The 23,314-nt window shown below is 39.3% G+C and carries 18 protein-coding genes and 1 pseudogene; all 19 read left to right on the top strand.

What is annotated here, in order from left to right:
- Positions 1 to 49 precede the first annotated feature (49 nt).
- The 19 genes and pseudogenes from B5F25_RS03390 to B5F25_RS03300 all read left to right on the top strand — a co-directional run bounded on the left by B5F25_RS03390 (position 50) and on the right by B5F25_RS03300 (position 23,313).
- Positions 50 to 4,375, top strand: a complete 4,326-nt coding sequence (locus tag B5F25_RS03390; protein ID WP_087247580.1) for a DUF6531 domain-containing protein — start codon at positions 50 to 52, stop codon at positions 4,373 to 4,375.
- An 89-nt stretch (positions 4,376 to 4,464) separates the two neighbouring features.
- Positions 4,465 to 5,163 (top strand): hypothetical protein, encoded by a 699-nt coding sequence (locus B5F25_RS03385; protein ID WP_087247578.1) that lies wholly within the window; start codon positions 4,465 to 4,467, stop codon positions 5,161 to 5,163.
- Positions 5,164 to 5,461: 298 nt separating this feature from the next.
- Positions 5,462 to 5,674: a hypothetical protein gene (locus B5F25_RS03380; RefSeq protein ID WP_087247576.1), complete on the top strand. Its 213-nt coding sequence runs from the start codon at positions 5,462 to 5,464 to the stop codon at positions 5,672 to 5,674.
- A 445-nt stretch (positions 5,675 to 6,119) separates the two neighbouring features.
- A pseudogene (locus tag B5F25_RS22700) lies at positions 6,120 to 6,805 on the top strand (Imm43 family immunity protein).
- Positions 6,806 to 7,017: 212 nt separating this feature from the next.
- Complete coding sequence (locus tag B5F25_RS03370; protein ID WP_140406849.1) at positions 7,018 to 7,833, top strand: hypothetical protein; 816 nt, start codon at positions 7,018 to 7,020, stop codon at positions 7,831 to 7,833.
- Positions 7,834 to 7,990: 157 nt separating this feature from the next.
- A complete protein-coding gene (locus B5F25_RS03365; RefSeq protein WP_241148345.1) occupies positions 7,991 to 8,905 on the top strand; it encodes a hypothetical protein in 915 nt (304 codons plus the stop codon).
- 23 nt (positions 8,906 to 8,928) lie between these two features.
- Positions 8,929 to 11,202, top strand: a complete 2,274-nt coding sequence (locus B5F25_RS03360) for a hypothetical protein (RefSeq protein WP_087247570.1) — start codon at positions 8,929 to 8,931, stop codon at positions 11,200 to 11,202.
- Positions 11,203 to 11,512: 310 nt separating this feature from the next.
- Positions 11,513 to 12,493: a pseudohemocyanin gene (locus tag B5F25_RS03355; RefSeq protein ID WP_087247568.1), complete on the top strand. Its 981-nt coding sequence runs from the start codon at positions 11,513 to 11,515 to the stop codon at positions 12,491 to 12,493.
- Between the two features lie 478 nt (positions 12,494 to 12,971).
- A complete protein-coding gene (locus B5F25_RS03350; protein ID WP_087247566.1) occupies positions 12,972 to 13,595 on the top strand; it encodes a TetR/AcrR family transcriptional regulator in 624 nt (207 codons plus the stop codon).
- A 2-nt stretch (positions 13,596 to 13,597) separates the two neighbouring features.
- Complete coding sequence (locus B5F25_RS03345) at positions 13,598 to 14,737, top strand: beta-ketoacyl-ACP synthase III (protein WP_087247564.1); 1,140 nt, start codon at positions 13,598 to 13,600, stop codon at positions 14,735 to 14,737.
- A 240-nt stretch (positions 14,738 to 14,977) separates the two neighbouring features.
- On the top strand, positions 14,978 to 15,514 hold the full coding sequence (locus B5F25_RS03340) for a TetR/AcrR family transcriptional regulator (RefSeq protein ID WP_087247562.1): 537 nt from the start codon (positions 14,978 to 14,980) through the stop codon (positions 15,512 to 15,514).
- Between the two features lie 594 nt (positions 15,515 to 16,108).
- Positions 16,109 to 17,926, top strand: a complete 1,818-nt coding sequence (locus B5F25_RS03330) for a DUF3945 domain-containing protein (RefSeq protein WP_087247560.1) — start codon at positions 16,109 to 16,111, stop codon at positions 17,924 to 17,926.
- Between the two features lie 53 nt (positions 17,927 to 17,979).
- Complete coding sequence (locus B5F25_RS03325) at positions 17,980 to 18,240, top strand: DUF4099 domain-containing protein (protein ID WP_087247558.1); 261 nt, start codon at positions 17,980 to 17,982, stop codon at positions 18,238 to 18,240.
- A gap of 75 nt (positions 18,241 to 18,315) precedes the next feature.
- Complete coding sequence (locus B5F25_RS03320; protein WP_087247556.1) at positions 18,316 to 20,085, top strand: DNA topoisomerase; 1,770 nt, start codon at positions 18,316 to 18,318, stop codon at positions 20,083 to 20,085.
- Positions 20,086 to 20,376: 291 nt separating this feature from the next.
- Positions 20,377 to 20,592 (top strand): hypothetical protein, encoded by a 216-nt coding sequence (locus tag B5F25_RS03315; RefSeq protein WP_087247554.1) that lies wholly within the window; start codon positions 20,377 to 20,379, stop codon positions 20,590 to 20,592.
- Between the two features lie 18 nt (positions 20,593 to 20,610).
- Complete coding sequence (locus B5F25_RS21045; RefSeq protein WP_140406848.1) at positions 20,611 to 20,820, top strand: hypothetical protein; 210 nt, start codon at positions 20,611 to 20,613, stop codon at positions 20,818 to 20,820.
- A gap of 18 nt (positions 20,821 to 20,838) precedes the next feature.
- Positions 20,839 to 21,900, top strand: coding sequence for a PRTRC system protein E (locus B5F25_RS03310; protein ID WP_087247552.1), 1,062 nt, complete (start codon positions 20,839 to 20,841; stop codon positions 21,898 to 21,900).
- A gap of 45 nt (positions 21,901 to 21,945) precedes the next feature.
- Positions 21,946 to 22,167, top strand: coding sequence for a PRTRC system protein C (locus B5F25_RS03305; RefSeq protein WP_004326366.1), 222 nt, complete (start codon positions 21,946 to 21,948; stop codon positions 22,165 to 22,167).
- A gap of 36 nt (positions 22,168 to 22,203) precedes the next feature.
- Positions 22,204 to 23,313 carry a peptidase gene (locus B5F25_RS03300; protein WP_087247550.1) on the top strand — a complete coding sequence of 370 codons (1,110 nt, stop codon included), beginning with the start codon at positions 22,204 to 22,206 and terminating at the stop codon, positions 23,311 to 23,313.
- Position 23,314: the final 1 nt, after the last annotated feature.

Genomic DNA, 23,314 nt, shown 5'->3' with positions numbered 1-23,314 from the left:
GATTTCTTTTCTGACTTCCGGTTGCCTTTTCACTTCAAAACTTACCTGTATGCCATTCAATGATTTAGCTCAAAGCAGCAGTGCCAAGCGTGGATTTGCCGACCTTTTCGCAGACTCCAAAGCAGCTTTGGATAATATTCAGGCAGGGTTGGGCGGAATGCTCCCTTCCATGCCCGGGATGCCTGTTGCCAAATTTGGCGACCTTTCCATAGGTATTGATATGCATCCCACTGTTACGCCGCCTTCTCCTGTTATGCCGGTTCCGCATGTTGGGAAAATCTATGACCTTATGGCGGATATTATGGCGGGAATTGCCGCTGCTATACCACCTGCAACCTCTGGTATAGCAGGTGTAGCATGCAATGTATTGAAGGGAATGGCTCCTTCCGTAAAGGTACATAATCAGTGGATTGCGCAGGCAGGAATCAGTATTTTACATCTTCCGGCTTTTGTACTTCATCCGGCACCTTTGGTAAGTGGTATGTCGGAATCTGAAATGTGGATGGGAAGTTCTACTGTCTTGGCAGACGGTGCTCCCTGTTCCACACTTACCCATCCTTCGCTTTCCTGTAATCTGGTCGGTATCCCTACCATTCCACGTAAAGGGAAGCCTAAAAAGGTAAGTAAGGCTCTGATGGCACCGACTTCCATGCTTTCAACCATAACTTCTGTGGGAAAGCCTGTGCTTGTAGGTGGCCCTCCTACCATTGATTTATTTGCCCTAACCATGAAATTGGGTCTGAAAGGCATTGGCAAAATATGGAAAAAGATTGGAGATAAGTTTCAAGATCTCATAAACAATTTACGTAAAAAAGGGAAAAACAAACTGGCAGATATCCTACAGCCCATTAAGTGCAAAACTTTTGGAGAACCTGTAGATGCAGCTACCGGAAGAGTTTATCATACAAATGTAGACTTTGAACTTCCTGGTCCAATTCCAATTAAATGGGAACGTACCTATTATAGTGATGCAGCTGTCGATGGTCCATTAGGTTATAATTGGCATCATAGCTATAATATGGGAGTAAAACAAATCAATGATAAAGCTTTTGTAATTCGTCATGCGGATGGACGTGAATCTTATTTGCCCATACTTCTTGCTGGTGAAAAATGGATAGACCGAAAGGAACAACTGAAATGGGAACTTGATTCGCAAGGTTATCAACTCACTGATAGTCGTGGCTATCAATACCGTTTCAACGGATCGGAAAATAAGTCCGGATATCGTATGGTATCATCCATTTCTACACGTGACGGTTTTTCTGTCATACTTAAATATGCTTCTGCTGGACGCTTGGTTGAAATTATTTCTTCTCGTGGTGAACATATTAAAGTAGATACAGATGAAGCCGGACGAGTTACCTGTGTTTCTATAAAACAGGATAATGAAGAAGTTAAGCTTGTACGCTATCGCTACGATGAACAAGGAAATATGATTGAAACCATTGATGCCCTCAATGTCAGCAAATATTTCTTTTACAAAGAAAATCATCTACTGATACGACTTGTCAACCAAGGCGGTATGTCCTTTCATTGGGAATATGAGGGTAATGGCGAAAACGCACGCTGCATACATACATGGGGTGATGGCGGTGTAATGGAATACTATATCCATTATGGCAAAGGAACAACCCATATCCGTAATGGCGAAAATGCTGTCACTGAATATTTCTATGGTTCTGACAAACTTATCTATAAAATTATTGATGCCAATGGCGGAATAACCCGTTATCGTTACAATGCTTCTGAAGAATTGGAAGTTATAGTCAACCCGGAAGGATACACCCGAAAGACTATTTATAATGATTTTGGATTTCCTATCCGTATAACAGATGAAAATGGGGAAGATACCTGGTTGCAATATGATGACAATTACAATCTGACTTCTTTGCGTACACCAGAAGGAAGACAACTCACATGGAAGTATGACGAACAGGACAGACTTGCAAGTCGTACTACCATGAATGGTCAAACCATCAGATATTCTTATAAAGATGGCTTACTTCATACCATTACAGACGGGCAAGGACGTGTATATACATTATTATTCAATTCTCATTATGAACTTGAATCGCTTGTTTTTCCAAATGGCCTTTCCCGCCACTGGTTTTATGATAACCACGGACGTCTTATAGAAGCAACAGATATAAAAGGTAATATCACACGTTACGCATACGACCGTGCAGACAACCTGATACGTTTAGAGGAACCTGATGGCAACGTACACCATTTTGAGTACGATGCTATGGGCAACATGATTCATGCCAAGGACAATATCCGTGAAGTCAAATTTACTTACGGAGCTTTAGGCATATTGAAAAGCCGGGAGCAGGAACGCCACCGCATCACCTTCGGTTATAACAGCGAATTGCAGCTCCGTCGTATTGGGAACGAGACTGGTGAAAATTATTTCTTTGAACTGGACGGACTAGGACAAGTCATTACCGAGATAGGCTTTGATGGATTGAGGCGCGAATATGAACGTGATGGTTCCGGTCGTGTTACACGTGTAAACCGTCCCGGAGGCAAATGGACGGAATACTTGTATGATGGACTGGACAACATCCTAAAGGAAGAACAATATGATGGCGAAACTGCATTATATGCATACGACAAGGATGGATTGCTTATCAAAGCTGAAAACAGCGAAAACAAGCTGAAGTTTACACGTGACAAAAAAACAGGATTGGTTATCGAAGAAAAGCAGGGAGAATATACTGTCAACCGCACTTATGATAACGAAGGTAACTGTAGCCGCATTACCAGCAATCTAGGAGCGGACATACGCCATACATACGATCATGAGGGTAATTTGCAGACTATACAGGCGGGAGAAAACTGGCAAGCTTCATGGGTACGTGACAATACAGGGCTGGAAGTCCAACGCACTTATTCAGGTAATGTCACTGTTAGAACAGAACGTGACCGTTTTGGACGCGAGGTGCATAAATCAGTGCGCACAGGCAACATCGAGCGTGGGGCATACCGCTACGAGTGGGGCATCGCGGGTCGGCTGCTCGCCAAAGAGAACGAGCTGACGGGAACGCTCATGCGCTACGATTACGACCATTTCGACTTCCTCATCCGTCAGGAAATGACAAAAGGTTCCGAAACGGACGTGATTTACCGCGTGCCGGATTTCGTGGGAAATCTCTTTGAGACGCCGGACAGAAAAGACCGCAAATACGGTGCGGGAGGAAGACTTTTGGAAGACCCATCATGCTTCTATCACTATGATGACGAGGGAAACCTCATTTTCCGTGAGTACAAGGAGTTGCAAGACAACAGTGTGCCCCATGACCACAAACGTATGGAAAAGAAACGCGGTATCCGCTGTATAGCTACGGGCATGGGATGGATCTACGAGTGGGCATCCAACGGAATGCTCAGGCGGGTCGTGCGCCCGGACGGCAGGCCGGTGGAATTCCGCTATGATGCGTTGGGACGCCGCACCGCCAAGCGGTATTTCGGCAAGGTCACACGCTGGGTGTGGGACGGCAACGTGCCTTTACACGAATGGAGCGATAAAGACATTGGCTTACAATCGGACGAAGTAGACATCCCTCCAAAAGAACAAGCAAAAGATATTACCACCTGGGTGTTCGAGGAGGGCACGTTTGTACCAACAGCAAAGATTCAGGGCGACAAACAGTATTCCATTGTGTCCAACTACTTGGGCACCCCCATCCAGATGTACGACGAGCAGGGAAACAAGACCTGGGACTGCACGCTGGACATCTATGGGAGAGTGTTTGCCGTTGACAAGGGAACGGAGTTCGATTGTCCGTTTAGGTTTCAGGGACAGTATGCGGATGAAGAAACAGGATTATATTACAATCGCTTTAGGTACTATGAACCGGTAATTGGTAGTTATATAAGTCAAGATCCTATTAGATTAGCAGGTAATAATCTTATATTTTATGGATATGTATATGATATTAATAGCTGGTTAGATTTATTAGGACTAAAAGGAGGCTGGCTATTAGGAAATAATCTTGAGAAAGCAGGTGAAGGAGTATCGCAAGGTATTCGTTCGCGTGACTGGCAAGCACATCATATAATTCCACAAAAAGTTTGGGATGAAAATAAAGACTTTTTCAAAGAAATTGGAATGAAAGGCAAACATAACGCAACAAATGGAATATTTCTTCCTAATAGTGCTGATAACGCAATTAAATTTGGTGGATTTAGTATATTTCACAATGGTAGTCATGAAGATTATTCTAATTTAGTTAGAAATCGAATTAAAGAAATTAGGGCAAATTACCAAGTCCATCAAGACAAATCATTAGCAAAAAAAGAGTTACAAGATTTACAATCAAGATTAAAAACAGCTCTTTCACGCAAAGGAGATGGAGCCAAAAGATTACATTAATAATAGAGTTTATATCGAATAAGAAATATGATTATTGAAAATCAATATCCTTAAACCTTATTCTATATAATGTTTAATATAAAACTGATATGAATAATTTATTTATTTGGTTTAATAGAACCAAGATGCCTATTGGTTATCCAAACAAAAATGATTTTATAATTAAATCTACTTTTGATAAGAATAAACCGAAATATATTCCAAATCAAATTTGGAAATTATATTCTTTATCTATGGGTAACCCATCACAAAGCAAATATAAATTTCCTACTGATTTATATATGGTTATAACAAACAAATCATATAAAGAAATATACTTTGATTATTATGGATATGACTATAATATTGCGTTTATTTCTGATCAATTTTTTGATTTTATAAGAAACAATGGACTACCAGATAGTTACTATGAAATAGCTGAACTCCACATTCTAAATTTGGATGGTATTTATTTGACTAATAACAAATACAAAGCCATAAGATTTATAAAAAGCGATGATTTGTTGTTTGATTTTGATATAAATACACAAAAAAGAGCAGCTGGTGTAAAACATTTTTTATATCCCAATTTAAAATTAATAAAAAAAGTAACTAATAAAAAAATATACTATATTTCACAATTCTGTTATAATGAATCTATTATTTTTGATTTAGATATAAAAAATAATATAATTTCAAATTTCAAGCACCCACAGATATATAAAATATCAGATTTCCCTTATATTTACAATAATCAATATAAATGGGATATATTACCATTTGATAATACATTTCTTATTAACAAATAAAAATAGATCCCACCCAAAGAACCAGCAGAAGATGTTACCACTTGGGTGTTCGAGGCGGCAAAGAGACAGGGCGATTAAATAGTATTCCATTGTGTACGATTATATGGATACGCCCATCCTGATGTACGACGGGCAAGGAAACAAGACATGAGACTGCACGCAGGACATTACGGAAAATCTTATTAACATTTGTATCTTTAGGGATATTCGGTAAAATATACCCTAAAGATACATTTAATAGATTCCTTCTTGCTTTTCAACATTTATCCTACGTCACTCAATTCATAATCCAAATCAAATGCACATAGAAAAGACCATCTTCTACATAACCCAAAATGCAATAGATAATGAATATTCATTATATGATATCAAAGGAGCTACTATGAGAACGGTTAAAATGTTTAAAGGGAAACCAACCAATGAATTAGTTCCTGCATGTGAGTGCTGTAAAATAGTAATGAAAGAATTAGGTATTAAAGAAGAATATGGAAAAATTGAAGAATGTCATTGAATTGATATGTAACAAAGAAGAACTTAATAATACTGTATCTTTCTATATTAAAGTAATGAATTGCATTCAAGAATGCTTAAAATTACTCGATTTATCATGCATAAGTTCTAAAGAGAAAGCTATATTTGAACGTGGTTGTAGAATATGGAAGGCGCAAAACTATAATTCTATGGAATTATATAAGTTATAGTGTACAATATCAAAAAATGTAGCACTATAAATACAGAAACCAAAGAATATCATACACTTCAAGCTATTTCATATCTATTAATGCCATATAAAGAATAGCCTGATGATGAAAGAGCAAATACTTTAGAATATTTCATTGGAGACATAATACGAGCAGGAGTTAATCCCGAAAAAATCTATTTAATTATAAAAACACATTTTACAGATATTGCTGATTTGCCATAATCATAGATTGTAAAAAAAGATAATAATATTTATGAATACAGAAGAACTCTATATTTGGAACTATGGAATTGATAAACTGCCTAAAGGATTATTGGAGTTTGGTAGATCTGATGTCTGTGATACTTACGATGAAAGCAAAAGGCAGAAGTTCCCAAACCACGGGCAATGGATGTGGAAAAACAAGAATGGATGGGAAGAAAATTTACCACCAGTCTTATACCTCGAATGCAACAAAAAACCAGGAATTCTGCAATTTGATTTTCTTGATAAATGCAATATAAAACTCAAAATCGTATCGGAAGAATTTTTGTCTTTACTTCAAGAAAATGGGTTCGTTGATAAATATGATATTGCTACCGTCAAGGTAGTAAACAAGAAAAACGAATCTATGACAGATAAAAATACTACGCTTTACGTATAAATCATTTTGACAATGATTCTTTTCATTTTGGAAAAGGCATAACATATCAAAGTGACTTACAGAAAGAACGAGGTACTTGTTTTACAGTATATCCTGATATGAGAGACTGTTCAATCAAACAGAATTTTTTCGTTTTAGATAGCATAGAATATGGAGATGGTATAATATTCCGAGAGAGAGTTTTGGATAAGGTATTAAATCTGTATAAACCTGAAATTTACAAATTATCAGACTACTCCAAACTATGGATAGATGAAAAATTTTATCCATATGGAAATGAATTTATGATTAAATAAAATCCCTTTAGAGATATTCTCAATACCGGTAACAGTCTGATTTTTAAGAAATCGTTATGGAACATACCATACTCCATAACGATTTCTTTTTAACGAATTCTAATCCAGCTTCCGACAGTTTAAATTATTACCATAACATTTCCTTTTCTCAATTTTATGGAATACATTTGCAATAGACCGTTTGGTCTATTTTAACCTATAAATAAACGAATATGAAACATTTAGCAGAGAAAATAAAAAGAATAATGACTGCATTCGACCGTAGCCACTACGACTATATGATGTTTAAAGAATACGGAATTCCTGATTTTTCCAAATTATCACAAGAAGAACGTTATGCTTATGAAACGGAAGAACAAGAAAGAGAAGAATCATTGATTTATATTGCAAAAAAACTGCTTCCTTTAGTACAGGCTTATATTGAAGCAAAGCATCTGCCAAATTATTATAATACTTTTCTTGCAGAAATTACACCATTCTACGAAACAAAAAGAAAAATACTATCAGATACTGAAGAGATGGGGAGCGAGCTGATGCTTGTTTTCAGAAAATATTTGGATGCTTTCGATGATTTCAGCATTATAGGTGCTCGCAAAGAATTTGACATTCTAGAAAATATATTAAATAGTACAGCTACACTACTTAACACCCTTGGGAAACGACCAACATCAGAAGCTGATGTGTACAAACCTATCAAAGAGATCTGTAAAGCGGCATTTCCTGACAATAAAGATTGTAGTCATTATAAATTTCAGCAAACAGCCAAATGTTATAATCCGGATATATTGATACCTTCATTAGAGTGTGCAGTCGAATTCAAATATGTGAATGATGAAAAAGAACTCAACAGGACTATGGACGAAATTCTGGCAGATGTTGAAGGCTATAAAGGGAATCCTTCGTATTCTGTTTTCTACGCTGTCTTTTATGCGACAAATTCCATTTGTTCACCTCAAAGATTCAACTGTATGTGGGCAGAAAAACATTTCCCGGAAAACTGGAAAGGTATTTATGTTCAAGGTAAATGAGATTCTTTATCCATTTTAAAAATACTATATATGTGGATAGTATAAACTTATATAACATAGTAATCACCTAACCATCTCATCTGTATCATGTAGTTCGAAATATAAAAACACTTTACTAGATAAAAAAATAATCAATTATAAACAACATATTATAAGTATGAATAACATAAAAGGTTTTGTCTTCTATGTAGATATATTAGGATTTACAGCATTAACTCAAGATAAAATCCAGCTAACAGAAGACGATTTTAACATCTGGCAAGTCTCTAAACATTTTCAGACTTCAGGGAATCAGGAATTTGCTGCTAATATATTGATAATATTTCGTGAAATCCTGACAAACTGCCAGAATAAGTACCCTAAAGTGAATTTCACCCAGTTGTCCGATTGCGCTTTCGTCTGGTCCGAAAACATGAAAGATGTCATACTATCATGTCATACTATCATGTGGGATTGTTTACAGAATGGAATTTTATGTCGGGGTGGAATTGCCTATGGAGATATTATTGAGGACAATAACAACAATTTAGGACAAATGCTGCTGGGCAATGCCGTGAGCAAGGCTGTCAAGTTGGAACAGGCAGGAGCCAAAGGTTGTCGTGTCTTAATGGATCAGGAAATTCCAGCATCCTTACATGATTATGACTCATCTTTTTGTACAGAAATTTACAAGTTATTCCAGCCATTTGAAAATCCTTTAGACTACAAAATTTATGACGAATTCAAATGGTATTACTCCCATAGTCTGAAAGATTTAAACACGACTAAAGGTATAATTCAGGCAACAGTCGAAAGATTATGCCTCGCTGCAAAATTACAATATCATCCCAGATTTAACTGGAATGTCCGGTCTCAAGAGGGTAATATCCATGTAAAATCATCCATGCGATTTACTTCAGCCAATGAACAGAATGTTTTTAATATAGAGCATACCTTTGATTGGAAAGAAATGGTAGATTTAAAAACACGAACTGAAACAAATTATACTCGAATCTCTAAAAAAATACAGGATGAAGCTTCATCCTGTACCATTACAAAAAGAGGATTTATCAAGTTTCCTCCAGTACCATAAAAACAACTAAAAAACTTTACATTATGGATATTTTTTCTAAAGACATTATTATACCTATAACAGCTGCCATTCTGGGTATTGCCGTTCCTTTGTTAATTAGCGTCATCCAAAGAATAGACGATAAGTATAAATCTACTCGCCTAATACAGATTTTCATGAATGAAAAAAGCACAAAGTGCTTTATTGGACTGTTGATTATTACCATACTTTTACTGTTCTATCAGCTGGTAGCTCCGCCTAACGATTATAATTTCGGGATTTTTACAAAATACATAGACTATTCTGCCATTATTTTAGCTACAATATTCTGTGTACTATTGACAATCAGCATATTTATGATTTTCACGCTTATCTATATCTATAACGTGCCTGAAAGGTTACAAAATCATCTTATAAAAAGAAACAATATCCCACAAGAGACCAGAAAAGCATGGTTCGAGTTTTTTATTGCCATGCTTAAACAAAATAACGTAGATGTATTACGCAATTGTTATCAGGAATTGTATGACTGGATTGTATCTTTACGTGCAGGTAAACAATGGACTGTAATGGAGTATCCGCCAGAGTTATACGAAGGTATTGTCTCCGTAAATGAGCAACTATGTATGCAACAAAAGGAAGCGGTTTCCATAAAAAACGGTAATGACATTGTTAATGCAATGCTGGATGATTTTCAGTTTACAATAATGCATCAGAATACCTACCGCACAATCTGGACTTGCTTGAACCAGCAATTATTCTACAAACGTAGTGAATGGATTCTCAAATATTGGAATGCTGCCCATTCACACCTGTTTCTCCATCTTCCATCTATCCAACTTGAAGAACGTATAAACGTTTCCTATACCACGTCTGGACAAGTTGTTGCTGACAGTAAAATGGTAGAATTAAGACAAAAAGAACGGAATGAATTTAAGGAATTTCATATCGCATTAGGAGGACTTTTATTATTTAGGAAAGAACACGAACTTCTGAATCAGCTTCTGTATTTCACAAATAGCCAGCCCCCTCACTATGTACTGATTCCAGGTTCACTAGCTGAAATCATTCCACTTTATATGGATTTACTTTCATCAAGTCCCGATTCAATGTACAAGTATGAGCAGAAATATCCTTTCTTTGGCCTTCAGGCTGGCGTACGCAACAACAGCATAATTAACGGTTGGATACAGAAATATCTGTATATCCTAATGTTACGTCTGTCAACCCTTAACCGTTCTTATACTTACGAAGATTTTTATGCACTGCCAGCTCTTCCTGAATCCTTGTCAAAGAAGCATGAATGGTTGAATAATGTTCCAATTATTCTAAAACAGATAGAACAGAACTCCATTCCACTAGAAGAAGTCAAAACAATAATACCATTGGATCAGTCACAGATTTATAGGATTAAAAATAAATTGAAGACTGTACTGGAAATACTTGCGCATTCACTCACTTCCGCAATCCAACATCAAAAAATTACTCAACAGCTGTCTGAAGACGAAATTCACGATTTTTATCAGATAGCATCAAATAGTATTAACCAGGAAATGGAGTGGATTACAAAAGTATCTGACATAACCACTGATGAGGACATCAGCTACAACAAGTTTGATTGTATTGGAAGAATACGGGAATTAATGCCAGCAGAAGCATTCTGTATAGACAAGACAATAGGATATGTCAACTTCAAGGAATCTTTCAGTGCCGCGACCTTACACTCTTTCAGAAACTGTTGGCTCCGAAGTTTCCAATATCTATCTAAAAGAGAATACAGGGTTTTCCCTGAAAATCTTGACAAGGCCTTTCAGGCTTTAAGGCTGACCGACGAACAGGTAATCATCGGATTTCATTTTAACTGGTACAATGCTTACCCTCAGAATTTACAGCAGGAAAACGAGTATCAGTTCAAATCCCCAAACAATAGATTATTGTATAGTTTGCCAGGAGACTACACTATAGAATTTACAAATACCGTAATTATTTTAAATAGGTCAGACTTGCCCAAACTGAAATTAATTGATCCACCTTCTGCGGTTAAGGATAAGTTCCATTTGGAATGTATCAATGAGCAATATAAGCTGTATGCCTCTGTAATCAAATTAGCGGAGAGCAGAAACCTTCTTAATGAATATATCAGAACTGGAGCATATCTAGAGGAAAAACTCAAACAGGCTGCATTGGTGTGTACAGAGCTGAATGCAAAAATATTGTGGAAGGAAAATATACCTATTGTTATGATTAAAGTGCTTGATAGATTTATTGATAGTGGCAATGAAAACCTCTCCGAAATCCGTCCTTTTAATGCCAGCTAATTTTATTTTTTAACATGACAGATTTCCACTACATATCAGACTTATACTTTTTATGAAAAATCGTTATGGAGTATGCAATATTCCATAACGATTTTAAAACATCTAATTGAAATATACTATTCTTGAATAAACAACAATCATCTTTTCATTCTCAAATATAAACTATATATTTCAAATAAAAAGCAGGACAAATTTCGAATAACAAGTTAACCTTGCAATGATTTTTATCAAGATTTGGAACTCTTATCCAAATACCAATCCCTACATTTGCATCGTTAACAATATGTTTCACTTAATTAGATAACAAACTATGAATAATAGCAGAAAAATTGAGTTACTGAACGAACTGGCTTCCAAATTGACACCGCAAAATGTTGATTACACACCACATAACGGCAATTACTGTGTAACGTTAGTGGCAGTACAACCTGTTGACTTTTTCAGTAAAGAAGAACGTAATTTCAAAATTCAAGGCCGTTTGGACGAAGGCAAGACGATTTCAGCTGATTTAATTGTGGAAGGTGAAAAGCTCTTTAGCATAAATCATCTTCCTTACGTGGCACACGAAGGCGACAGAACCCCTATATACAAGATTATCCGTGATTCCATTTTCTGCGCTTACGGAGCCTTGCAGCTTCCCAGCTTGCACCGTTCTATGAGGAAAATCGCTTGGCAGGATTATCCATTTATGAAAAAGGATCATGAGGAACAAGCCAAAGCGGAAATCCGATTTATGAAAAAACTGGCAGCTATAAACAATAATTCCCAATCTTGTACTGGGGCACGGACTGCACTGATACATCATACATCCTCACGTTTAAGAGATTGTCTAATATACTACAAGGAATACGAAACCCAGACATACGAAAAAATACAGGATTCCATGAAAGTATTGCAGCCATTCATCCCTTCTAAGGAAGACAATGAAAATGCTGTTCCAGACATGTTTGTTTGGGAATATTATCCGGATTATCCACGTGAAACCTTCCATAGTCAGGTAGTCATGCTTAACGCCAAAAGTAAAAACAAGAAGCAGTTTTGGTGGGATTATCTGAAACTCAATATCTTTTTGGGCGATCCGGAATATCGTTTTGGATACTATATGCTGATGAACAGATGGCAAATTCCTGTAATTCAAAGATGGATTGCTGAATACCATGAAAAAGGTCTATTCGAATCTCAACGTGCAAAAGATTATCTTCTTTTTTATCTGAAAGCAGGCGAAAAGACTCCAGTCCGCATCCTGAACTCTCAGGGGACACAAGTCAAGGTAAAAATGATTCCAAGATAAATTCAATAACATATCGTTCCTCACAGGGAAAAACAATAATGTATTTTGTCCATATATCCCAATTGGCAAGATGCATTATTGGCTTTTCCCTTTGTTTTTATATAGAATATTTATATTTTTGCAATAAAAACCGTCTGGTCGGTTTTTTATGGTAAATAAAAGGATTTATTGCAGAAGATGGAATACAAAAAGACATAGAGGAACATCTCAATTTGAAATTCCACTTTCTGTTTGGGTTCCTCTATGCCAAACAAACCGACTAATCGGCTTATTTAAAACAAATATAGAAAAAAAAGAGCTACGATAAAGGATAAAAAAAATAAAAAGATGTAGCACAAGGTATTATGAAAAAGCTTTTTGATTCATAAATGCCTTTTATTCACTAGGTTCTTTTACAGATACATACTAATAATATGAAAATAAAATGTATTTTCACCCCAAAAAAAACTACTTTTGTGAGATATTAAAAACAAATGTCATGAAAGGAACAAAAGGTTCAGAAACAAAAGCATTAATCAGAGAGGCCGCATTAAAACAGTTTCTGACAAAAGATTACAGCATGGTCCCTCTGAAGGATATAGAAAACAGTCTCAGTTTGTCAAGAGGATGTATGTCATATCATTACCCGACAAAACAAGAATTGTTTATTGATGTAATCAACTTCTACATCTTAGATGTGCAAAGAATAAAACAGGCATCAAACAATCTGTCCAATCTGTCTTTATTCGAATACCTCAATCAATACATTAACAATATTGCAAAGGTAATGGAAAACCTTTCCCACATTGTTCTACCAGAAGCAAATATTAATGGAACACGTGCGTATATGACTCTGATTTTGCAAGCTGAAAAAAATTATCCCGGATTTCATCAGGCATTGAATGAAATTGAAAGGAATGAATTAGCACAATTAAAACTTGTTGTTGTTAAGGCACAGAAAGAGGGTGAAATACGTAGCACTTGCAATACCGATTTGCTTGTTCAACAAATCAGATTGATTTTCTTGGGTAAATCATATCAAGATTCATTAAGGAATGGACTGGATGTGAATGCTTTAAGAGAACAATTGTTTTTTACATATTTCTTAATCAAAAACAAATAAAAATGAAAAATGATGTTTTTATTACGGGAACATCTTGCTATTTCCCTAATAAACCAGTCTCAAATGAAGACATGGAAGACTTTTTAGGATTGATTGCTGGAAAACATTCAAGAGTCAAACCTATTATTTTAAAACAGAATGGTATCAAACAACGTTATTATGCACTCACAAAAAATCAAGAAATTACACATACAAATGCAGGAATGGCAGCAAGTTCAATACGACAACTATTACAGACCGCTTCTGTTTCAGAGCAGGATATTGAATTGTTGACATGTGCGACATCAAGTCCAGACCAGATGCTTCCATCTCATGCCTCTATGGTTCATGGATTACTAAGAAATAAGCCGATGGAAATATTTTCTGCTTCAGGTATCTGTTTATCATGCCTTCAGGCATTCAAGACAGCCTTTTGGGCAATCGCTACTGGAGAAAAAAGAAATGCAGTATGTAGCACTTCTGAGTTAACATCTGCAACTCTTCTCTCAAAAAATTATGATATGGAATATGAAAAGTGCGCAGACTTAGGTACACAGCCCTATATGGCACTTGAAAAAGATTTTCTACGTTTCATGTTAAGTGATGGTGCCAGCGCTGTATTGCTCCAAAATGATCCAGGAAAAGGAAAAGCTTTAAAAATAGAGTGGATTGAGATGACTTCATTTGCAAATGAACTACCCACATGTATGTTCATGGGAGCAGAAAGTAACGATGACGGAGAACTGAAAGGCTGGAAATCATTCAGTAGCCAAGAAAGGGTAGAACGTTCATTATTTGTCGTAAAACAAGATGTAAAACTATTAAGAGATAATGTCGTACGATATTGCGTAAAACATATCAAATCTTGCCTGGATAAACACAATATATCACCAGATACAATCTCATATGTGCTCCCTCATCTTTCCTCAATGTTCTTTTATGATAAACTTATAAATGAAATGAGACAAGCAGGAATCGGAATTGACGAAAGCAAATGGTTCACAAATTTACCAAAGGTCGGCAATATCGCTTCTGCAGCCATATTTGCGATTTTGGATGAGTTCTGGAACACACACGAACTTAAATCTGGCGAAAAAATACTACTGATTGTTCCTGAAAGCGGACGTTTTTCTTATGGAACAGTACTATTAAGTGTGGTTTAAGTTTGGAAATAAACAATAAATCACTTATTTTTGCACAGATAAAAAAAGACATAGTATAGTATCATATATCATCTTTCAAACGAAAAGTGGAAAATTTCAAAGAGATAAGATGGGATATGACAGCTTGCGCTATATTCATATATAGCACAGGTGCGTCAGCTTCATCTCTAAGGTATTCCACTACCGCGTTTGGGTTGTTGATTGCATCTGTGCTATTATTTTATATAACGTAGCTATGAGATGGACCCTAATTTAAGACAACGAATAATTAATGAAGCGTACAAGCTATTCATTTCTAAAGGAATAAAGCACACCTCATTTTGTGATATAGCCGTAGCTGTAAACAAGTCTAAAGGAGCGGTCATGCATTATTTTCCATCAAAAAATCAATTAGTCAACACGGTTATAGAAAATTGTTTCTTTCCTTCATCTGCCCTATCTCCAGAAATGGAACTTTTGGCAGATAAAGAATGGAGTGAGTTTATCCAGAATTACAAGAACCCTATTGAACGGGCAATCCATAATTTCCCAGACAAACAGGATAAAATCGGATTACTGCATTATATGCAATTCATATCCTCAGCAAATGAATATATGAGTGAATTTCCACAAAAGTATCAAAAACTCCTTGCTGAAGAACAACGTTTCCTTTTTAATGTCATAAGTAAAACAATCACCAAGCATAATCTGATTGTTAATGATATACAAACATTTAGCCGACAATCATTTGAAATGTCAATCGGCAATACCTTTCTGAAATTGATTTCTTCCAAATAAAGACTTACACTCCTGGTAAAAATAGAAATTCAATTTGATTAATCAAATATAGTCTATCCCTTACATCAAAGGTAAATCCCAATCCTGATTTGCCAGCCGCATTTATTCCTTTTTTCAGGAGAATTTTCTTTATGGCTGACGCCATGAAAATTCACCTGAAAAAGAATGCGGCGGCAAACGGATTGGCATTAAATGAAAGATTACAGGGATTAACTGCGACCGACGTGACGCATAGCTGTAAATCAAAGGCGGCTATCCTTATATTCCATATATGGCCTCATAAATACTATGAAAATCCGCCTTACTCAATAATAAAAACATAGCCTGCTTATCAACTCCCAATATAAGACAGGGATTTCAGCTCCCTCCGATCTGCATAGTCCGGTGGCTTCGCTATGCTTTTACTCCTACCCTTCCTACCTCTTTTCATTCTTTTTTCCTGCTGTTTCTACATTCATTCCTATCTCCAGCATGACATCTGATGACATCTAATGACTTATGATGCCATCTATTTATAAATCAATCATTTATTCAATTTATCACTTTACATTTGGACTGTGAAACAAATCAAGTAGTCACTCAAAACAAAAGATTATGGCACAAGAAAACAATCCTGACAAGGAAAAAAGGCAAGGCCGGACTAAGAAATCAGAAAAGCCTTATGTGGAACAAATTGACGAGCTTTTGCTGGTACATAACAAGAATGACCCAAAGGAGGGTTTGGGAGTAATCAGCAAGGCGGACGAGAAAGGCAATTATCAGACGGTTACACCGGAAGAGAAGAACGAGAACTCATTCCTGAAATTCGATAAGAATTCGAGTATCCTTGAAAACTTCATCAAGAATTTCTGGAGCCAGCTGAAGGAACCTACGCATTTCAGGCTTATCCGCATGACCTTCAACGATTACAAGCAGAACAAACAGGCTCTCAAGGACCTGGCCGAAGGCAAGAAAACAGACGCGGTAAAGGAGTTTCTGAAACGCTATGAAATCGTACCGAAAGTAAACAATCAGAAAAACAGTCAAACAAAAGAGGAGGAAACAACAATGGCAAAGAAGCAGGAACAGACAGCGCAGGCACAGCCTGAACAGGTATCACAGGTGGAAGCTGCCGCACAGGGACGTGAACAGCAGGAACCGCAACGCCAGCAGACACCCACGTATCGCTACAACGAGAACATGATCAACTGGGAAGAACTGGGCAAATTCGGCGTTTCCAAGGAAATGCTGGAACAATCCGGACAGCTTGACAGTATGCTGAAAGGATACAAGACCAGCAAGACCATGCCACTGACACTCAATATTCCGGGAGTATTGACCGCCAAGCTGGACGCACGCCTTTCATTCATATCCAACGGCGGACAGGTCATGCTGGGCATCCACGGTATCAGAAAAGAACCGGAACTGGAACGTCCTTATTTCGGACATATCTTCACGGAAGAGGACAAGAAGAACCTGCGTGAAAGCGGGAACATGGGACGCGTGGCTGACCTTAACCTACGTGGCAACACAACTGAGCCGTGTCTGATTTCCATCGACAAGAATACCAACGAACTGGTAGCCGTCCGACAGGAGCATGTCTATATCCCGAATGAAATCAAAGGGGTAACCCTGACTCCGGACGAAATCCAGAAACTGAAAAACGGAGAACAGATATTCGTAGAGGGAATGAAGTCCAATCAGGGTAAAGAGTTTAATGCCAATCTGCAATACAGTGCGGAAAGAAGAGGCATCGAATTTATCTTCCCGAAAGACCAGGCCTTCAACCAGCAGACGCTCGGCGGTGTACCGCTTTCTCCCATGCAGCTCAAAGCGTTGAACGAAGGACACACCATCCTTGTAGAGGATATGAAACGAAAGAACGGCGAACTGTTTTCCTCCTTCGTTACCATGGACAAGGTTACAGGCGGGCTCCAATATACGCGCCACAATCCGGAAACGGGAGAAATCTACATACCGAAGGAAATCTGTTCGGTACAGCTCACACCGGAGGACAAGGAAGCGTTACGAAAAGGGCAGCCCATCTATCTTGAGAACATGATCAACCGCAAAGGGGAGGAATTCTCGTCATTCGTCAAGCTGGACCTTGTAAGCGGAAGGCCACAGTATTCCAGAACTCCGGACGGTTTCAACGAACGACAGGCACCTACCATCCCGGCTGAGGTTTACGGACACCTGCTTTCGGCACAGGAAAGAGCAAATCTTCAGGACGGAAAGGCTATTCTCGTAACGGGTATGAAAGGCCCCAACGGCAAACAGTTCGATTCATACATAAAAATCAATGCCAATACCGGACAGATGCAATTCTTCCAGGAGAATCCGGATGTCCGTCGCAATACTTCACAGCGTGCTTCACAGACTGACAATACCCAGCAGCAGGAACAGAAGAAGGGAGCAAAACAGGCTGTCTGAGCAGAACAGAATTCAAATCAATCAAATCATCAATTACTAAAAAAGGAAAGAACATGAACAAGACCAATCATCATATCTACAAGGCTGAACAAATCGACTGGGGAAAACTGGAATCGGTAGGTATCAGCAGATCGCAAATTGAAAAGGACGGAAACATGGACCTGCTCCTTCAGGGAGAGGAAACCAATGTCATGTCCATTAAAATCAAGACTCCTGTATTTTCACTGACCATGGACGCCACACTCAGTCTGATTGAAGACGAGAATGGAAATCCGGTCATCAGCGTAAACGGTATCAACCCTTCAGGTGAATAAATAAGAATCCATAATGTATCATCTCTCTTTCCATACGGTAAGTCCGTATGGAAAGATATAAAAACAGAATTTATCATGATTGCCATATTAACAGACAAACCAAGTGTAGGAAAAGAAATCGGAAAAATCATCGGTGCAACCAGAGTAAGAAACGGATATGTGGAAGGAAACGGCTACATGGTTACGTGGACTTTCGGGAACATGCTGTCACTGGCCATGCCGAAGGACTACGGAGCCCAAAAACTGGAACGGAATGACTTTCCCTTCATCCCGTCCGAATTTGAGCTGATGGTACGGCATACACGCACCGAGAACGGATGGATACCGGAGATTGATGCCGTACTCCAACTTAAGGTAATCGAGAGGGTGTTCCAGGCATGTGACACCATCATTGCGGCTACCGATGCCAGCCGTGACGGGGAAATGACATTCCGCTATGTCTATCAATACCTGAACTGTACACAGCCTTGTTTCCGTCTGTGGATTTCCTCTCTCACCGACGAATCTGTGCGTCAAGGCATGGAAAATCTCAAACCGGACAGTTGTTACGACAGCCTGTTCCTTGCTGCCGACAGCCGCAACAAGGCGGACTGGATTCTCGGAATCAACGCCAGCTATGCCATGTGCAAGGCGACGGGATTCGGCAACAACTCACTCGGACGGGTGCAGACACCGGTACTGGCTGCCATCAGCAGACGTTACCGTGAAAGGGAGAACCATATTTCATCGGACAGCTGGCCCATCTATATCAGCCTTGAAAAGGACGGCATCCTTTTCAAGATGCGCCGCACACAGGATCTTCCCGACAAAGAATCCGCTGCAATGTTTTTCCAAGACTGCAAGCTGGCGCATCAGGCACTGATTACCGGTATCCGACACAGCGTAAAGGAGATACTTCCACCGGATCTGCTTGACCTGACACAACTTCAGAAGGAAGCGAACATCCGCTATGGTTATACCGCATCAGAGGTGTATGACATCGCACAGTCCCTTTATGAAAAGAAACTGATTTCCTACCCAAGGACTTCCAGCCGTTATCTGACGGAAGATGTGTTTGACTCGCTTTCACCAATCATGGCGCGTTTGCTATCATGGGAGTTGTTCCCTGCCGCTAAAGGAACTGGAGGTATTGACATATCCGGTTTGTCCCGCCACGTAATAAACGCAGAAAAAGCCAATGTACATCATGCCATCATCATTACAGGTATCCGTCCCGGAAATATGTCCGAAAAGGAAATGCAGGTTTACAGACTTGTAGCCGGAAGGATGCTCGAAGCATTCATGGCTCCATGCCGCATAGAAACGACAAATGTTGAAGCGGTTTGTGCAGCGCAACATTTCAAGGCCGAACAAACAAGAATCATTGAAGCCGGCTGGCATGATGTGTTCATGCGTTCCGACATGATCCCGACATCGGAATATTCCGTCAAAGAACTCCCCGAAGTGGAGAAAGGTGATACCCTGAATGTATGCGGATGCAACATGGTGCACAAGAAACAGCTGCCGGTAAATCCGTTCACGGATGCAGAACTGGTGGAATACATGGAACAGAACGGACTGGGCACGGTATCCTCACGTACCAATATCATCCGTACACTGGTTAACCGTAAGTATATCCGTTATTCAGGGAAATATATCGTTCCGACCCCGAAAGGCATGTTCACCTACGAAACCATCCGTGGAAAGAAAATTGCGGATACTTCACTTACAGCAGACTGGGAAAAACAGCTGGCCGGACTTGAAAGCGGAATGATAACCGGGCAGGACTTTCTTAATAGGATCAGGACTCTCGCCAAGGAAATGACCGATGACATTTTCAACACCTATTCCACAAAAGAAGAATAACATCCATATCAATATAACCACAAGAATGCAGGCCGGAAGGTCTGCATTTTTTGTGTCCGTACAGAAAAGAATCTGTTTTTCCGCTTTTAAGCGGCAAAGGTCTTGGATTGCCTGCCTTTTGTCGCAAGGCTGCCCTCATGGGCTTGGCTGGACAGGAAAAAATCATCCTCGCTACGCTCCGGTATTTTTTCCTGCCAGGCCTTGCGCAAAAAGGCAATCCAAGAGGCCGGAGGCCTATAAAATCGGGAAAACACATCCCGATGGGATTATTCATTCATAAAATTAAGGATTATGGAACTACAGATTATCGAAAGTATCAGCAAGCATGCGGTAACCCTGGTACTGGTTATCGGAATACTTATGCTGACAGACAAAGGTATCATGCCTACAGGTATGATTGCAATGCTCCTGCTCACCGGAGGAATCATAGGATTTCTTTTCAGAGCTCTTCTACTGATTGTCAGGATAGCATTTATCTTTTTCATTGTCGGACTCCTGTTTTTCTAACCAATAAAACCAACAGATATGAAAACAAGTACATGTATATCTTCTGCTCCTGTCATGCCGGCTGTATGGCCACAGAACGAACATATCAGACCGGTCAAAAGACGTCTGCCCAATACAGTTGATGAACCTAAAAACATCGGCTACTATCTGGAATCTCTGCGTGATATTGCAAGCAGACCGGACAGGGAGGATGTCCTGAAAGAATTCTTCAAGGAATCTTATGTATAACCATAAAATTTTTCAATTATGTTTTTTCAATCAATTTATCAGATGATTACAGCAGGTACGGATCTGAATATCAATATCCGTAAAGTGGACAACAGCCTGAGCGTAGCAGTCATGCCAAGGCGGAACAGCCTGAAAGAGGATACGCGGCAGAACATGGTGCCGCTGGTAGTGAACGGAACACCGGCAGAACTGGATATGGGTTTCCTGCAGACCATACTCCAACCGATACAGAAGGTACAGGGACTGCTTGCCAATGCGGAAAATTTCGAGAAACAGGCAGAAAAGGCAACGGCACAGGCCAAATCATCCAAGGCTCCAACAGTACCGGCCGAATCAAAGGAAGCCAGGGAAAAACGGGAAAAGATGGAAAAGCTCCTCAAAAAGGCTGATGATGCAACTGCCGCAAAAAGGTTCTCCGAAGCAATGACATGGCTGAAACAGGCACGGGTTCTGGCTTCTGCCGAAAAACAGAAGGAGATTGATGCCAGGATGCAGGAAGTACAGAAACAGGCCAGCGAAGGAAGTCTGTTCGGTATGGCAGAGGAACCGGCGCCGGTAATTCCCCAACCACAAGGCAGCATGAACGGTCAGCCACAGCCCGGAATGCAAACAAGCATATTCCCGGAGCAGCAGACCCATACTATGAATCCTGAACCTGTCATGCAGCCTGCTCCACAACAGATTCCACAGGAAATGCCTCAACCGGTATATGGAACGAACGGAGCATATATCCAACCTGCTCCAAACCGTCCAGTGATGCAAGGAACAGGTATGCCGCAAGGAACTACAATGCAGCCCTATCCGCAGCAGCAGGCTTACCAGCCTGAGGCGGTTCCTTATCCACCACAACAGGTACGACAGCCGGCAAACGGCCATATACCGAACGGAACGGCACAGGTACAGAACGGAAACGGACGGGAATACCAGACTGCACCGACAGCCCATGATACATTCTGCTTCGATCCGGAAGACGAGAATGACAGGGAACTTCTAAGAGAGGACCCGTATGCGGAATATCCGGATTTTCCGGCTGAGTACCGTATGAAGGACGAGGCACAGGTAGAAATGGTATACTGCTGATATATAAAAATAAATGATTTGTAAAACCAATAAACAATAAACAATATGGCACTGGAAATTAAAGGAATGAAAAGAGTATTCAAGATGAAGAAGAACAGTCAGGAAATCGTACTGGACGATCCGAACGTAAACATGTCTCCGGCTGAAGTGATGGATTTCTATTCAATGAACTATCCGGAACTGACCACCGCGACCGTACACGGACCGGAAATCGAAGACGACCGGGCGGTATATGAATTCAAGACAACCATCGGAGTAAAAGGGTAAGGACATGAAAAAAGGACAACGTAAAAATAAAAAACCATGTACACAACTTACGGAACGGGCTTTGGAAAATTTAGCCAGACTTATCATATCGGAACTCGAAAATACGGACATAAGCCGGGGCATCAGGAGCAGAAAGAAAAGAAAACTCCCTCCAGCAGAAAGCCTCATGGTTTTCTGAACACGAGAATACCTTCCATCGCTCCCGACCTGTATGTGGAGAATGACAGGGATGTAACGGTAAATGTCACCACCAAAGAGAATCTTGATTTCCTGTACCGTTCAGCCATGAAGTATGCGCAGCTCCTGGATGTGGAGCTGCCATACCATCCTACAGGCAGGACTTCCATAAGAGAAAAAATATGCCTGCTATATAATGCGCTGGATTCCATAGTATCTCATCATGTAAATCTGGAACTTGTCGGTGACAGGCTCCAGTTCTGTATCTATCATTTCCATGAATGGCCTGATTACACCCTGTTCCTTATACCGATAGATTTTACGGAAAGACTGAAAGGGGAAATCAAAAGGATCACACTGGAGTTCATCAGACGGTTCATCAAATATCACAGGATGATGGATATAACCGATACCCCTTATTTTGAGATGTCGGAAGTCTGTATCGATTATGTGGACTTTGAACAGCTTGATGAGGAAGAGAAAAAGAATCTGTATAGAAAGGAAAAGCTTTTCAGGTCATATGAGAAAGGGAGAATCCACAGGAAGCTGTGCCGGATGTACTCCAGGGCTTTCTGTAGGAATCTGGAAGAACATATCCGCAACTATAATCCTTCCTGCAATAAGGAAAAAAGACTTTTGGAACTGATTACCGAAGGGCTGTCCCTGATTGCAAAGGACAGCCCTTATATCTTGAATTATGACTATGATTATGCAAGCGAAAAGGAAAGGGATTTCGAGCCGCCACCACTCGAATATCAGATTCTGCTTACATATTCCATTACGGATACGGTTACCAAAGACATGGAAAGCTGTTTCAGTACTGACTGTCAGGAAACATATAACCAGACTCCCGTATCATTTACCTTCATCACACCGGAAACTGAAAAACTGTTCAGACCAGAGAATTATCCGGAACGGTTCTCAAAATGGTTTGAGAAATTTGTAGAACATGTTACCTATAATTTATAAA

The organism is Bacteroides sp. An19 (genome assembly GCF_002160215.1).
GTDB lineage: Bacteria > Bacteroidota > Bacteroidia > Bacteroidales > Bacteroidaceae > Phocaeicola > Phocaeicola intestinalis.
This window is presented reverse-complemented; position numbering and strand designations above follow the sequence as displayed.

Bases quoted from the DNA above. Each gene is read 5' to 3' on its own strand.
- B5F25_RS03330 (WP_087247560.1), top strand. From the start codon at position 16,109: ATGGCACAAGAAAACAATCCTGACAAGGAAAAAAGGCAAGGCCGGACT.
- B5F25_RS03305 (WP_004326366.1), top strand. From the start codon at position 21,946: ATGGCACTGGAAATTAAAGGAATGAAAAGAGTATTCAAGATGAAGAAG.
- B5F25_RS03325 (WP_087247558.1), top strand. From the start codon at position 17,980: ATGAACAAGACCAATCATCATATCTACAAGGCTGAACAAATCGACTGG.
- B5F25_RS03355 (WP_087247568.1), top strand. From the start codon at position 11,513: ATGAATAATAGCAGAAAAATTGAGTTACTGAACGAACTGGCTTCCAAA.
- B5F25_RS03390 (WP_087247580.1), top strand. From the start codon at position 50: ATGCCATTCAATGATTTAGCTCAAAGCAGCAGTGCCAAGCGTGGATTT.
- B5F25_RS03380 (WP_087247576.1), top strand. From the start codon at position 5,462: ATGCACATAGAAAAGACCATCTTCTACATAACCCAAAATGCAATAGAT.
- B5F25_RS21045 (WP_140406848.1), top strand. From the start codon at position 20,611: ATGAAAACAAGTACATGTATATCTTCTGCTCCTGTCATGCCGGCTGTA.
- B5F25_RS03345 (WP_087247564.1), top strand. From the start codon at position 13,598: ATGAAAAATGATGTTTTTATTACGGGAACATCTTGCTATTTCCCTAAT.
- B5F25_RS03350 (WP_087247566.1), top strand. From the start codon at position 12,972: ATGAAAGGAACAAAAGGTTCAGAAACAAAAGCATTAATCAGAGAGGCC.
- B5F25_RS03365 (WP_241148345.1), top strand. From the start codon at position 7,991: ATGAATAACATAAAAGGTTTTGTCTTCTATGTAGATATATTAGGATTT.
- B5F25_RS03320 (WP_087247556.1), top strand. From the start codon at position 18,316: ATGATTGCCATATTAACAGACAAACCAAGTGTAGGAAAAGAAATCGGA.
- B5F25_RS03310 (WP_087247552.1), top strand. From the start codon at position 20,839: ATGTTTTTTCAATCAATTTATCAGATGATTACAGCAGGTACGGATCTG.
- B5F25_RS03385 (WP_087247578.1), top strand. From the start codon at position 4,465: ATGAATAATTTATTTATTTGGTTTAATAGAACCAAGATGCCTATTGGT.
- B5F25_RS03370 (WP_140406849.1), top strand. From the start codon at position 7,018: ATGAAACATTTAGCAGAGAAAATAAAAAGAATAATGACTGCATTCGAC.
- B5F25_RS03315 (WP_087247554.1), top strand. From the start codon at position 20,377: ATGGAACTACAGATTATCGAAAGTATCAGCAAGCATGCGGTAACCCTG.
- B5F25_RS03300 (WP_087247550.1), top strand. From the start codon at position 22,204: ATGTACACAACTTACGGAACGGGCTTTGGAAAATTTAGCCAGACTTAT.
- B5F25_RS03360 (WP_087247570.1), top strand. From the start codon at position 8,929: ATGGATATTTTTTCTAAAGACATTATTATACCTATAACAGCTGCCATT.
- B5F25_RS03340 (WP_087247562.1), top strand. From the start codon at position 14,978: ATGGACCCTAATTTAAGACAACGAATAATTAATGAAGCGTACAAGCTA.